Raw genomic sequence first — 13341 nt, 5'->3', positions numbered from 1 at the left:
GTACCTTATCCAAGTGCCTTTTCGATTTCAACCCCAATTTCTTTGGTTCCAAGGACGGTTGTGCCTTCCTCAGCGATGTCTCGGGTTCTCATTCCTTTTTTCAGAACAGTTCGGATGGCATTTTCAATGGCAACGGCCTCCGTTTCCATTCCAAATGAATACCGTAACATTAGAGCACCGGAGAGAATCTGGGCAATTGGGTTTGCGATTCCTTTTCCTGCTATATCAGGAGCGGAACCACCAGATGGTTCATACAATCCAAAACCGGATTCTGAGAGAGAGGCTGATGGCAACATTCCAATCGAACCTGTGATGATAGACGCTTCATCGGAAAGGATGTCCCCAAACATATTTTCGCATAGCATCACATCAAATTGTTTTGGTTTTACAATGAGTTGCATGGCAGCATTATCCACATATAGATGTTCCAACACACAATCTGAGTATTCTTTTTTATGAAGTTCCACAACCACTTCGCGCCATAAAACAGAAGTAGTTAAAACATTTGCTTTATCAATACTGGTTACTTTTTTGTTACGTTTTTTGGCGGCCTCAAATGCAGTGCGTGCAATCCTTTCAATTTCTCTTCTGGAATAACGCATAGTGTCAAAAGCAAACTCTTCGGCACCGCTGCCTTCACGGCCTTTTGGTTTCCCAAAATAAATGCCAGAAGTTAACTCACGTAAGATTAAGATATCAAGTCCATCTCCGATGATGTCACCACGGATGGGGCTTGCTTTTTTTAATTCAGGGTAGATGATCGCAGGGCGAAGGTTGGCAAACAAATCAAAATGTTTGCGAAGAGGGAGTAGGGCACCTCGTTCAGGTTGTCGATCTGGTGGAAGGCCTTCCCATTTTGGCCCACCTACAGAACCAAAAAAGATGGCAGATGCCGATTCACAAAGTTTTAATGTTTCGTCAGGGAGTGGGAATCCAGTGGCGTCTATCGCCGCACCACCAACTAATGCATGTTCAAAGCTAAATTCACTTGCTTTATTGCCTAATGCTTTCCCTACTACTTGTAGGGCAACTTCCATTACTTCTGGGCCGATTCCGTCACCGGCAAGTACTGCTACCTTTTTCATTTCATTTCCTTTAAAACTGATTCTAAAATATCCAATCCTTCTGTTGCTTTTTCGATGCTGAGAATGAGTGGTGGGATAATACGAATGACTTTGCCGGCGGTGCTATTCACCACAAGACCTCGCTTCAAACATTCTTCCACAATTGGTCTTGATTCGGTATATAATTCCACACCGATATGTAGTCCACGACCACGGACTTCTTTGATTTTACCTGTGGACTCCATGATTTGTTTTAGGCGAAGGAACATTTGTTCTGAAATGGTTGTTACATGGTCGAGGATGTTACGTGAGAGCAAAATTTTAAATGTTTCAAACGCTGCCACACATGCCAAATGGTTTCCACCGAAGGTTGAACCATGCATCCCTTTTTCCAAAACTGATTCATATTCTTTTGAAACGACAAGGGCCCCGATCGGAAATCCTGATCCAAGTCCTTTTGCAAGAGTGAAGGCATCAGGGTACATACCGTAGTGTTCAAAACAAAACATCTTTCCTGTTCTACCCATTCCAGTTTGGATTTCATCAAATACCAAAAGAGAATTGGTTTCTTCTGTAAGTTTACGAGCCAAGTTCACAAAGGATTGGGAAAGGGGAATTACACCACCCTCTCCGATGATGAGCTCCATAATGATCCCTGCAATGGAACCACCGTATTGTTCAAAGGCTTGGATCAAGGAATCTTCGTTATTGGCTTCCACAAAATGGATGTCAGCTGCTAGTTCTCCAAATCCATTACGCACTGATTCATTTCCTGTCATGGACATGGCAGATAATGTCCTTCCATGAAAACTAGACTGAAGTGCTAAAATAACTGGATGATCGATGTTTTGGTTGATTCCGTGCCTACGCATCAATTTGAATGCGGCTTCATTTGCTTCAGTTCCAGAGTTACACAAAAATACTTTTCCTGGGATACTGTTTTCAATGATGACTTCTGCTAGTTTTGCTTGTTCTTCTGAATAATACAAATTAGAAGAATGGAGGATTTTATCCATTTGGTTTCGCAAGGCTTCGATGAGGTCTGCTTCCCCATGCCCTAAGTTGGATACTGCAATCCCAGCGAGGAAATCGATATAACCTTTGTTATCTTGGTCAAAGATCATTTCACCAACACCATATTGGAAGGCAACTGGGTACCTGTTGTAGGTATTCAGCAGGTATTTGTCAGAAAGTGATTTGATACTTTCAAATTTAGTTTTGGTTTCGGAACTCATAGTAGGCCTGCCATTTGTAAAAAGTCTTTTTCAGCGAGGGAAATTTCATTTCCAAGAGTTTCCCAAAGCATTGGGATCTCCGATGTTTTTTTGGGTTTTTTAAGAGAAGCAAACGAGGAATACACTTTCACTTTGGGTTCCGTTCCCGATGGACGGATGGTAAGCTTTGCATTCCCTTCGAGTTCCACTTGGATGACATTGGATTTTGGCATCCCTTTGAAGACAGAATCCTTTCCTTTTCCGGATGCGGTTTGCGTTTCATAGTCGAAAACAGAAATTACTTTTCTTCCTCCAACCATTTTACCGATCAGGTTTTCTTTTCGTAAGGCTTCGATGGATGCTTTGATTTTGGTTTGGCCAGAACTACCTTCTAGGGTTAAGGAATACAAACTTTCGCGGTAGAGCCCATACTTCAGATAAATTTCATTTAAGTAACTGAGTAGGTCACCTTTTTCGGCAAGGATTTCTACAAAAAGAAGGGCACTCGAAAGTGAGTCTTTGTCACGGACAAACGGAACGGGTAAATATCCGTAAGATTCTTCGCCACCAAACAGAAATAAGTTGTTTTTCTTGGATTCAATTTGTTTCATTTCTTCCGCAATGTATTTGAATCCGGTGAGAACGTTTTTAATTTTGATTCCATTTTTTTTCGCAATGGCTTCTTGTAAGTCAGTTGTCACAATGGTTTTAACCAAGTGATACACTTTCCCTTTTTCTTTTTTCCTTTCGGAAAGGTATGCGGCCATAATGGAACCAATTTGATTTCCATTTAAATACTCATACTCCCCATCTGATTTTCGTACACCCACTCCTAACCGGTCAGCATCAGGATCTGTTGCGATGAATACTTCTGCTTTTTTCTTTTTAGCATGGAACTCACATAATCCGAGTGCTTCCTTTTCTTCAGGGTTTGGGTATTGAACGGTTGGGAATTCACCATTTGGTTTTTTTTGTTCTGGAACCAAAAAAACGGATTTGTATCCAAAAAAGGATAACATTTCTTTCATGTAATCGCCACCTGTTCCATGTAACGGGGAGTAAACGATCTTTAAATTGTTACGTGTTTTTGGTTTGGCATTTGATTGGATTTTTGCTTTCTTTAAATCTTTAAGGTAACTCTTAAAACAATCAGGCCCAACTGACTTCACAAATTTTTTGTACAGTTGATCTGATTTGGAAAGCATTGGAATGGAGTTCCAATCTTCGATCCCACTGATCCCTTTTATGATGAAGGCATCATCTGGAGGCACAAGTTGCCCTCCATCGGCAAGGTAAGCTTTGAATCCATTGTACTCAGGGGGGTTGTGGGAAGCCGTGATGACAATCCCACCACTTGCTTGGAAGTAACGGATGGCATAGGAGAGAAGGGGGGTGGGTGTTACCTTAGGGAATACATAAACCTTAACCCCAAGAGTTGCTCCAATGCCTGCTGATAGTTCTGCAAACTCTTTTGACAACCTTCTCGAATCATAGGCGATGACTATGGAAGGATTTTCTTTTGTGTCTTTCAGATAACGTAAAAAACCAAGTGCGGCCCGGCCCACCGTATACAGGTTCATTTTGCCGATTCCATTCCCAATTTTCCCTCGGATCCCTCCGGTTCCAAAACTGAGTGGGTGTGCGTATGAATCAACGAGTTCCGAGGTGATTCCTTTTTGCCAATCGTCGTATGCCTTTTTGGCTTCTGATTGGATTTCTGTAGAAAAAGGTGATTTCGTCCAAGATAGGATATTGTCTTCTGGTTTCAACATAGCTTACATACTAATCTTTTGAAGCTAAGTTGAATGGAAATCAATTTTGGAACCGAGAGAATTTTTCATAGAAGACAGACTCGAACGATACCGTCTGAATGCATTTTGTAATATGGGTGAAAGTGGACTTTCCCATTTTACGTTGGAGGAGGTGTTATCTCTCGCTTGTCTCACGTGGAAAGATCTTTCCCCAATTCCCATGTATGACGCACCAAACCAAGGTTCTTTTGAACTCCGAAGTGCGATTGCAAATCTCTACCCTGGTGTCTCAAAAGAAGAAGTGCTTGTGACAACAGGAACCGGTGAGGCTTTGTACCTCGCCTTCCACCTCCTTGTGAAACCAAAAACAAAACTGGCTCTCATTTGGCCAGCCTTCCAGGCCCTATATGAAATTCCCAAGATGTTAGGAGGAGAGGTCATCCCTGTTTCGTATGAAAAGGCATTTTTTGCCAACACTTGGGAAAAGGTTCAGGCAGACCTTTATGTGATCAACCACCCTCACAACCCAACAGGACAGACCTTCCCACTTGGAGAATGGGACAAACTCCTCACGTTCTTTCGGTCCCAAAAGAAAACCGTACTCTTTGACGAACACTATCGATTTTTGCCAAAAGGTGGAGGTTTGGGGATCACAGGTGTGAATCCAGGGGATCAGTTTTACGGAACTGGTTCCTTTACCAAGTGTTTTGGTGTAACAGGCCTTAGGGTAGGATGGCTTATCGCAGACAAAGATTTCATACAAAGAGCCCGTTCTTTTAAGGATTATCTTACCCATACGGTAAACCCAATCTCCGAACGGATTGCACTCGGTCTTTTAACAGAAAAAGAAAGTTTCCTTCCAGAAATCCAAAAACGAGTTCAAAAGAATATCGATGCGTTCACTTCCGTTTGGCAGAAGTTACCAAAGAGCCAATCCTTTACCCCCCCTAGTGGTGGACTTGTGGGATGGTTACAACTGGAACCTGGGATTTCTTCGGAAGGTTATGCGGACAAACTGTATCTGAAAACTGGGGTGTTTGTATTGCCTGGGTCCAATTTTGAAATGGAAGGTTACATCCGCATTGGATTTGGTGCAAAAGAGGGAGTGTTTTTGGAAGGCCTTACGCGGTGGATGGAATGTACGGATCTCATTTAAGAAAAAGCCTACAACTCTTTCCAGGGATTGGAGAAAAAAAAGAAAAACAATTGTTAGGTGTCGGGGTGTATGATTGGCCGAGCCTCATCCAATACCAAAAGAAAACAAATGATCCACTGTTACCAAACCTGACAATTTTAGAAGAAAGGTGGGAGGAATTAGAAAAAGAATTCCAAGAAGCCAATTTTACGTTTTTCACAAAAGAACTTCCGAGTTTAGAGTACTGGAGGCTTTGGCAACATTTCCCTGAACGATTTTGTTTTTTAGACATTGAGACAACAGGCATATCTGAATCTTCTGTCACAACCGTTGTGAGTTTGTTCCAGAATGAAACCATTCGTACTTTTGAACGTGGAAAGGATTTAGAGTTTTTATTTGATGTGATTGAACCAGAAGACATCATTGTCACCTACAACGGTAGGCGGTTTGACATTCCTTTTTTAGAAAGAGAATTCCATTACAGAGTGAAAAACCCACAACTCGATCTAATGAACCTCTTACATTCTATTGGCATCAAAGGGGGATTAAAAAAATCAGAAATCCAACTGGGCCTTGTTCGGCCGGAAGCCATTGCTGGAATGGATGGAAGAGAAGCTCCCCTTTTATGGTTTGAATACCAAAGGACAAATAACAAAGAAGCTTTGGAAAAATTGATAGCGTATAACAGAGAGGATACGAAAAATCTTAAAATTGTGCTCGAAAAAACAATCGATCTCTTATCAGAAAACCGTTTGTTTTAGTGTGGGCCATACATATACTCTCTGAGGATATGCATCTCCGCCTGTGTTTTGCTAAGTTTGGTTTTGACCGCATCTCCTATGGAGATGAGCCCAATGATTTTGTCCCCATCAAGGACAGGCATATGGCGGAACCGTTTTGTGATCATATTGTTTAAGATATCATCTACATCTTCATCAGGTCCAGCAACGGTGAGTTGGGTTGTCATCACATCCTTTAATTTGATTTTATCCAAATTGGCATGGTCTTTGGCAACCACACGCATCAAATCCCTCTCTGTAAAAATCCCAACTAGTTTTCCTTGGAAGGTGACAATGAGGGATCCCACTTTGGCACCCACCATCATCTGAGTGGCTTCCAAAACATTTCTATCTTCTTCGATGGAAAGAACGGAGGAGGCTTTGTCTTTTAGGATATCTTTTACGGACATGACACCCTTGGTGTACCGGAAATCGTTTGAGATAGCAAGAAATTTTTAAAAAGGTAGGGAAGAGAAAACGGGTTTTTGGAGCGTATCGGGATCGAACCGATGACCTTCTGAATGCAAATCAGATGCTCTCCCAGCTGAGCTAACGCCCCGTTTCTTTTATGGGCCTGACAAGACTTGAACTTGTGACCCCTCGCTTATCAAGCGAGTGCTCTAACCAACTGAGCTACAGGCCCGGGATACGAACAGTATTTTTCGAGAGGGGTCTATGGGCAATCTTTTTTTAGGATTATTTTACAAAAGGAAAAGAGAAAATTCAATTTGCAATGGAGAGGATTAGGTCATCTAACAAAAGTAATGCTTCTTTTTTCCATTGGAAAATTCCATTGGAAACGGTACAAAGCCCACGTTTTTCCCATAAATTGATGGTTTCTTTGAATTTGGTTTGTGATGATTTGTCCAGATACGTTTCGATAAACTCCAAGTACCGAAAAGGTGAAAATAACCGAAACAGAGTGAGTGCCAGTTCGGAATTAGGAGTGACGGGTTCATATTGTTTCGCTGGTATTTTTTTTTGGTAAAGGTTGGCATTCCTTGGGTTCCCATAACGATAACCTTCAATCATTCCATGTGCTCCTGGTCCAATCCCAAGATAGGGTTCAAAGGTCCAATACTTAAGATTGTGTTTGGATTCAAAACCTGGTTTTGCATAATTTGAAACTTCATACCATCGGTATCCATGGCTTTTCATTAACTCTGGTAAGGTGGTTAAAATTTCAGATTGGATACTCTCTTCTGGTTCTTTTTTTTTATGATCTTTTACATCTCTCGAATACTGTGTCCCTTTTTCCAAGGTGAGGGAATACAAACTTAAGTGGGGAAACCCAGCTTCTAAAAAGTAATGGAGGTCAGAAAGAAAATCCGATCTTTGTAAACCTGGGATGCCATACATCAAATCAATCCCCACTCGTTTTATGGGTGAGTGGGTGAGAGTCAAAAAAAGTGAGTCGTATTTTTCTTTGTCATAATGACGGCCTAAGTATTCCAAACCTTGTGGGTTACGAGTTTGTACGCCTACATTCACCCGATTGATGCCTATTTTTGCATATTCATCCAACAATTGGGAACTTAAGTCTTCTGGATTTACTTCAATGGAAATTTCTACGTCCCTGGAAACATTAAATTCGGACCTCAGGAATTCTAAAAAATGAGACCAATTTTTTGTTTTTGCTTTGGAAGGGGTACCCCCTCCAAAAAATACGGTATCAATTGTCCGGTGTCTCAAATTGGGAAAATGAGATACCCTTTCCAAAACTTCCTTTTGGTAGGCAGAGAAGAGCGACAACTCGTCGTTAGCTGGACTGGCACCAATCCCTTCTGAATAAAAATCACAGTAATCACATTTTTTAAAACAATAGGGGAAGTGTACATAAACTCCCAAAAAGGAATTTCGGACTTGCCAGACGGTTTCTTCAGTGGACTCTTTCATGTGATGAAGGTATTGATTTGTTTCCTTTTTTTGTTGGGAAGTCTATCTAATACGATCCTTTCCCAGACTCTTGTGGAACCAAACCAAAACTTTATATGGGAATCATTTTCTTTCCGATTCCCAGAAGCTGTTGTTGTGAAAGAGGAGTCCACAACCCAAAAAAAACTCACAGTGTATCCTGCCAAACGAGATGGATTTTTTATGGTCGTAAGGATACTCCCCTGGAGTGAACCGGTTACGGAAAAAAATCTTTGGACAGAATCGGTTTTCCAAAAACCAATCAATCCGAAACAATCCGAAAAAAAGATATTTGGCAAATCCTTCCAAGTCTACGAGGCAGACCAAATTCGGAATCAAAATGCATTGCGAAACCAAGTGTGGGTGCAAATGGACTCCAAACCCTACCTCTGGATTTGGCTGCAATGGAAATCGGATCGCAAAGACCTAAATGATTTTTTTGAATCCAACCTGTTTCTTTCGCTTTAATGACCAGTCACTTGTTTTGTGCTTGTCTCTACTTATTTCCTCGAAAGATTGGAAGTCAGTGGGGCCTATAGCTCAGTTGGTTAGAGCAGCAGACTCATAATCTGCGGGTCGAAGGTTCGAGCCCTTCTGGGCCCACAAAAAGGAAAGGAAACGATATTGTATGGAGTTTTATGAAGTAAAAATTTCTGATATCAGCCTGACCAATGTTGGTTTTGCCGTTTTTTTACGACCCAAAGATTCGGATGACAAACGAGTGGTTCCCATTTTCATTGGACCCCTCGAAACCCATTCCATCACCACAGTCATCGATGGCACAAAACCACCTCGTCCGATGACACATGATCTTATGTTGTATATGTTAACATCGCTTGGGGCCACGGTGCAAAAGATCACCATCGAAGAAATCATCGATAGTACGTTTTATGCAAAAATCCAACTGAAGAAGGATGAGGAAGTCATCACTTTGGATGCAAGGCCATCGGATTCCATTGCACTTGCCCTTCGCGCCAATGCTCCCATTTTCATCGCAAAATCAGTGTTAGATGAAACTGGCATCATCATGAAAGACGATGAAATCCAAGGGGAAAACATTTCCTCCGAAAAAAAGATACAAGCACTCCCTAAGTCAAACTTGCAAATCTTAGAAGAAACCTTGGAAAATGCTCTCAAAACGGAAGACTACGAAACTGCTGCGAAGATCCGCGACCAAATCAAAAAACTCATCGAAAACAGTTAATCCCTCGGGCAAACCATTCCAGATTTTACTATGTCACATAGAAATTGCGGAGCCTTCGATTTTTTTTATTGTAATCCCTATTTCTTTTTCTTAGACTTAGAATCCAAAATCTAGGGTAGATCCCTCCGATAGGAATGTTGTATGGAAAAATTGGTTATGGATGTCGTAAATGCTGGAATCGCTTTGTTACGTTCTGGTGAAGAAAAATTTAAATCAGCGGTTGTCGATTTAGAAAAAGTATACAATGAATTAAAATCAAAAGGTGAATTGGATAAGTCTGCAGAAACACAAAAAATCCGTGACCTTTTGAGTAAAACAATTGCTGATGCACAAAGTGCGATTGGTAAAACTAACGCTAGTTATGATGAGGTTTTGGCAAAATTACAAGCGAACTACCAATCCATTTACCAACAAATTGACACAGCAATTCCTCCGCAAGTGAAAGAGAAATTGAAACAAACGTTAGATGAGCTAAAGGCCCTCATCGACAAAGCAAAATCTAAATAACAAATCAAAAGATTTTGAAGAAATTCACCAAAAGCCACAGAGTTTTCTGTGGCTTTTTTTATTTGATCCCTGAGATTTGTTCTGATGAGTCAGTCTCCTAAAAAAATCCAATTCATTTTATTTTTGATCGTATTTACGGATATGATGGGATTTTCCCTTTTGTTTCCCCTTTTTCCAAAAACTTTGGAGTTTTTTTTAGCAAAAGGAGATGATGTATTCTTTCGATTGTTTTACTCCTTCGCAAAAGAGTTATCTTTTGGTGGTGAAGAGAAATACACCTTTGTATTGTTTGGTGGCATTTTAGGGAGCATTTATAGTTTATTACAGTTTTTAGCGGCTCCCGTTTGGGGACGATTGTCTGACTTGTCAGGCAGGCGTTCCATCTTGCTATTGACAACTCTTGGCAATACCATTGGCTACTTACTTTGGTTATTTTCCTCACAGTTTTGGATGTTCGTTTTGAGCCGCGTCATCACTGGGATGATGGGTGGGAATTTATCCGTCGCATCAGCAGCGATGGCAGACCAAACAGATGAAAAGTCGAGAGCAGCGGGAATGGGACTTTTGGGTGCAGGCATTGGTTTGGGATTTGTGATGGGGCCACTCCTTGGTGGGATTAGTTCCCAATGGACATTTTTAGATTCTTATTTTTTGTCCGGTGAGTTTGTGATTTTTCCAGCTTCTGCTTTTTTTGCGATTTTGGTTTCCCTCGTTTCCATGGTGCTTGTGTACTTATTTTTACCTTCCACAAAACCCAAAACAATACCTGATAAAGAAATCCATCCGTTTTTATCCTTAAAGAAAATTGAATCTAGGAATTTGGTTCGGATCTCTTTACTCAATTTATTGTTTGTCCTTAGTTTTTCAGGATTTGAATTTGTTGTGAATTTTTTCCTTTCGGATACCTTTGCCTTTTCTCCCAAACAGATTGGATTTACATTTTTGTACATTGGCATTATCATCATACTGGTGCAAGGTGGTGTGGTCAGGCGTTTGTCAGGAAAAATTTCGGAAAAGAAAATCTCTCTTTATGGCGGTGTAGTTGTGGTCCTCGGAATGGCACTCCTCACTGTATTTGGTACAGAGATGATTGGACTATTTGTTTCGTTATTCTTTTTGGCCTTTGGAAGTGCCCTTGTGAATCCTGGATTGTCTTCTTTTGCCTCACTTGAGAGTGGGAAAGGAGACCTGGGAAGGTCCCTTGGTCTCTTTCGTAGTTTCGGATCACTGGGAAGGGCAGTGTCTCCTATTGTTTTTTCTTTGTTGTACTTCCAAAAGGGACCAAGTTTTGCATTTTTAGTATCCCTTGTTTTACTGGTTGTGTTTACAATTTTATTAGGAAAACAACAGGAACGGACAACTTAAAGGAAGGATTCTAATTTTGCCCGTAACATAGGGAACATCAGTTTTTCGTCCAACTTGTCTCCTGTGAGAGAGGTGCGGAGTAAAAAACTATCTCTGATTTTTCCATCAAAACTATTGGCTGTGAAACTGATGATATCGATTCCCAAATGGTACAATGCTTCCGTGATTTGGAATAAAATTCCTGGGGTGTCTTTCATTCGTAAATCCATCACAGTAAAATCAGAAGAGATTGGATTGTACAATTTCAAAGAGGCTTCGGAATCACCAATTTTACGCACAAGAATTTCTTCTTTTGCATTTTCCCTTAAGTACATCGCAACAGACTTACCTTCATAAAAGAGAGAGTAGAGGTCGGTTCGGATTTGGGAAAGTAGGCTCTCTGTCATTTCTTTGCCATCCCAACTTTGGATCACAAAGAGATCCTGGACATGCCCATCACTTGCCGTCTCTGCTACCGCTTCTAATATATCCCACCTGTGGTGGAATAACACTGAGGTAACCCGGTACAGGATTCCCAAGTCATCTTGCGAAAGTGAAATTTTTAGGAGGGTTGTGTCTTTTCTTGGGACACAAGAGATATGTAGGATGGGTTTTTTGACTTCTTGTATGACTTGTGCCATTGGAATCTCCTAAAACTTTTGCAATTTGCTTAGAACCTAAACAGAAGGTGTTAGGAAAATCCCACACTGGTCCTAAAACTTTCATTTCCTATAAATTGCAAAAAGAGTGCCAAGGGATAGGTTAAAAGGCAAATTTTGCCCCAACCATCACGGATTGCACATTTTGGGCCACAATTGCTTCTACGGTCAGTTTGGTGATGAGGGCATTGATTTCTAAACCTGCGACAAGAAAGTTAGTTGTGTTAGGTGCTTGTGCCTTGCCACTTATGTCCATGGTTAAGGTACCGGTTCTTGTTTGGCCGAGTGCCGAGGCAGGGATGAGAGCTGCCACTTCCGCTGAAAGAGAAGATGCGATCGCACTCGAATCTAAGGCTAGGACAAGCGGACCAGAACGGGAAAGGTTGAGAGAAGAACTACCAAAGTTCATCGAAGTTCCTCCTCCGGCAAATAAGGTAAAAAAGTAAAAGAAACGAAATCCCGTGCGAAGGTCTATGGGGACACTTGTTACCGTACTGGAATAATTAAACGTAGTGGCACCACCCCAAGTCCCCACTGCAGGACCTAGTGTCAACGATTGGGTTTTATTGTCGTTGTAGGTAACATCGATGAGTTGGCGTTGGTAGTGTAACCCAAGTCCCATGGAAATTCCCGTGAATTCAAAGAGCCCAATGCCATCTGAATAGTTTTCAATCAAATGGTAACGGAGTGTGAACCCACCGGTAGTGATATCACCACCTAAGTCTACGTTTTTATTTTGCGCCTGAATGGCTTTTTGAACGTCACCTTGCGCAAAGTTAAATTGGAATCCATGTAGGTATAAATTGAATCTGTGTAAAAATGTTTTGAGTTCTGGTTCTGTATCGGATGGACCACCACCCATGAGCCAACCTAAGTTAACCGCCACAATGAAGTTAGGTGCAACAGAGGCTCCCACATTGGGTAGTTTTTGAAAACTTAAATTTTGGTACACAACATTGATGTCTTCTTTTTGTTGGCCTGCCACTGCCACCCCAAGTCCTACTTGGAAACGATTGACAAGTCCAGGTCCCATAAGAGACGAATTGATGTTGGAAACAACGGCTGCTTCAGACATGGTCGCAAGCACCTTATCCGTGTACTGCAATTGGAGGGCTTGGTCTAAATTATTGATCTGGGATTGGATGGTCGCAGGTAAGATGGTACAGGCATCTCCCGAACAGGTGACTCCCGCCTGCATTTGACTTGGCGAAAGGAAAAAACAACCCAAAACAAAACTGATTGTGATGACACGCGTTCTCATGAAGCCCCTATCATACCAAATATCGGAGTTTGGTCTATGCTTTCTTAACAATTGAGGGGGCTAGAATTTCCTGGTTTACAACCGAAGGAATTTGTGCCAAATTCCTGGAATGCCCCCAATCCAAGAAAAACGGAAGTATGTCCGTGTCAAACCCCTAGAAAACGATCCAGTGGAGATCCATTTGATGGGAACTGCCCTCCTCGACGTTTTACACGCAAGTGACATCAGTATGGGTGGGGTAGGGATTGTTGCCCCGAACCATTTTGATGAGTGGGACATGAACGAAACTGTGGAAATCCTTGTAGCCCTTCCTGGAGATTTGGCGGATTTTATGGCCAAAGGTGTGATCAAACAAATTGGGAAAAAATCGAAAGAATCAGGGATTTACGGTGTTCAGTTTACTGCCATGGGTCCGAAAGGGAAACAAGACTTACAAGTTTATGTCAACCGCATGGTACGACAAGGAAGGGTTTTAAATTAATTCCTCTGTCCTTAACTAAGTCACAGAT

14 protein-coding genes and 3 tRNA genes are annotated in these 13341 nt (G+C 41.5%); 8 read left to right on the top strand and 9 right to left on the bottom strand.

The window, feature by feature from the left end; genetic code table 11:
* Positions 1–5 precede the first annotated feature (5 nt).
* The 3 genes from leuB to EHQ62_RS01385 are packed head-to-tail and all read right to left on the bottom strand — an operon-like array spanning position 6 to position 4050.
* Positions 6–1085 (bottom strand): 3-isopropylmalate dehydrogenase, encoded by a 1080-nt coding sequence (leuB, locus tag EHQ62_RS01395; protein ID WP_135640472.1) that lies wholly within the window; start codon positions 1083–1085, stop codon positions 6–8.
* Positions 1082–2299, bottom strand: a complete 1218-nt coding sequence (locus EHQ62_RS01390; RefSeq protein ID WP_135640471.1) for an aspartate aminotransferase family protein — start codon at positions 2297–2299, stop codon at positions 1082–1084. Before EHQ62_RS01390 ends, leuB begins: the two co-directional genes overlap by 4 nt.
* Positions 2296–4050, bottom strand: coding sequence for a phospho-sugar mutase (locus EHQ62_RS01385; protein WP_135640470.1), 1755 nt, complete (start codon positions 4048–4050; stop codon positions 2296–2298). Before EHQ62_RS01385 ends, EHQ62_RS01390 begins: the two co-directional genes overlap by 4 nt.
* Before the next feature lie 46 nt (positions 4051–4096).
* Between EHQ62_RS01385 and EHQ62_RS01380 the strand changes: the two genes are divergently transcribed.
* A complete protein-coding gene (locus tag EHQ62_RS01380; RefSeq protein ID WP_135640469.1) occupies positions 4097–5185 on the top strand; it encodes a pyridoxal phosphate-dependent aminotransferase in 1089 nt (362 codons plus the stop codon).
* A complete protein-coding gene (locus tag EHQ62_RS01375) occupies positions 5167–5925 on the top strand; it encodes a ribonuclease H-like domain-containing protein (protein ID WP_135640641.1) in 759 nt (252 codons plus the stop codon). The genes EHQ62_RS01380 and EHQ62_RS01375 overlap by 19 nt, the downstream gene beginning before the upstream one ends.
* Here the strand turns inward: EHQ62_RS01375 and EHQ62_RS01370 are convergent.
* The 4 genes from EHQ62_RS01370 to hemW form a co-directional block, all read right to left on the bottom strand.
* Complete coding sequence (locus EHQ62_RS01370; RefSeq protein WP_015678609.1) at positions 5922–6353, bottom strand: CBS domain-containing protein; 432 nt, start codon at positions 6351–6353, stop codon at positions 5922–5924. The two genes, EHQ62_RS01375 and EHQ62_RS01370, sit on opposite strands and share 4 nt — an antisense overlap.
* Before the next feature lie 76 nt (positions 6354–6429).
* A tRNA-Ala gene (locus EHQ62_RS01365) sits at positions 6430–6502 on the bottom strand.
* A 10-nt stretch (positions 6503–6512) separates the two neighbouring features.
* Positions 6513–6586 (bottom strand) — tRNA-Ile (locus EHQ62_RS01360).
* Between the two features lie 80 nt (positions 6587–6666).
* Positions 6667–7839, bottom strand: a complete 1173-nt coding sequence (gene hemW, locus EHQ62_RS01355) for a radical SAM family heme chaperone HemW (RefSeq protein ID WP_135640468.1) — start codon at positions 7837–7839, stop codon at positions 6667–6669.
* Between hemW and EHQ62_RS01350 the strand changes: the two genes are divergently transcribed.
* From EHQ62_RS01350 to EHQ62_RS01330, 5 genes are all read left to right on the top strand, one after another.
* Complete coding sequence (locus EHQ62_RS01350; protein WP_244241583.1) at positions 7807–8325, top strand: hypothetical protein; 519 nt, start codon at positions 7807–7809, stop codon at positions 8323–8325. The two genes, hemW and EHQ62_RS01350, sit on opposite strands and share 33 nt — an antisense overlap.
* 61 nt (positions 8326–8386) lie before the next feature.
* Positions 8387–8460, top strand: a tRNA-Ile gene (locus tag EHQ62_RS01345).
* A gap of 25 nt (positions 8461–8485) precedes the next feature.
* The gene (locus EHQ62_RS01340) at positions 8486–9061 is read left to right on the top strand and encodes a bifunctional nuclease family protein (RefSeq protein WP_135640467.1); all 576 of its coding nucleotides are present in this window, start codon (positions 8486–8488) and stop codon (positions 9059–9061) included.
* A gap of 141 nt (positions 9062–9202) precedes the next feature.
* On the top strand, positions 9203–9568 hold the full coding sequence (locus tag EHQ62_RS01335) for a phasin-related domain-containing protein (protein ID WP_135640466.1): 366 nt from the start codon (positions 9203–9205) through the stop codon (positions 9566–9568).
* A gap of 84 nt (positions 9569–9652) precedes the next feature.
* Positions 9653–10933: an MFS transporter gene (locus EHQ62_RS01330; protein WP_135640465.1), complete on the top strand. Its 1281-nt coding sequence runs from the start codon at positions 9653–9655 to the stop codon at positions 10931–10933.
* On the opposite strand, the gene EHQ62_RS01325 is transcribed toward EHQ62_RS01330, so the two are convergent.
* Both EHQ62_RS01325 and EHQ62_RS01320 read right to left on the bottom strand, forming a co-directional pair.
* A complete protein-coding gene (locus EHQ62_RS01325; protein WP_015678659.1) occupies positions 10930–11553 on the bottom strand; it encodes a hypothetical protein in 624 nt (207 codons plus the stop codon). The two genes, EHQ62_RS01330 and EHQ62_RS01325, sit on opposite strands and share 4 nt — an antisense overlap.
* A 121-nt stretch (positions 11554–11674) precedes the next feature.
* On the bottom strand, positions 11675–12832 hold the full coding sequence (locus EHQ62_RS01320; RefSeq protein WP_135640464.1) for an Lsa36 family surface (lipo)protein: 1158 nt from the start codon (positions 12830–12832) through the stop codon (positions 11675–11677).
* A gap of 109 nt (positions 12833–12941) precedes the next feature.
* Between EHQ62_RS01320 and EHQ62_RS01315 the strand changes: the two genes are divergently transcribed.
* Positions 12942–13313, top strand: coding sequence for a PilZ domain-containing protein (locus EHQ62_RS01315; RefSeq protein ID WP_135640639.1), 372 nt, complete (start codon positions 12942–12944; stop codon positions 13311–13313).
* Positions 13314–13341 lie beyond the last annotated feature (28 nt).

Source organism: Leptospira jelokensis (genome assembly GCF_004769635.1).
Lineage (GTDB): Bacteria > Spirochaetota > Leptospiria > Leptospirales > Leptospiraceae > Leptospira_A > Leptospira_A jelokensis.
This window is presented reverse-complemented; position numbering and strand designations above follow the sequence as displayed.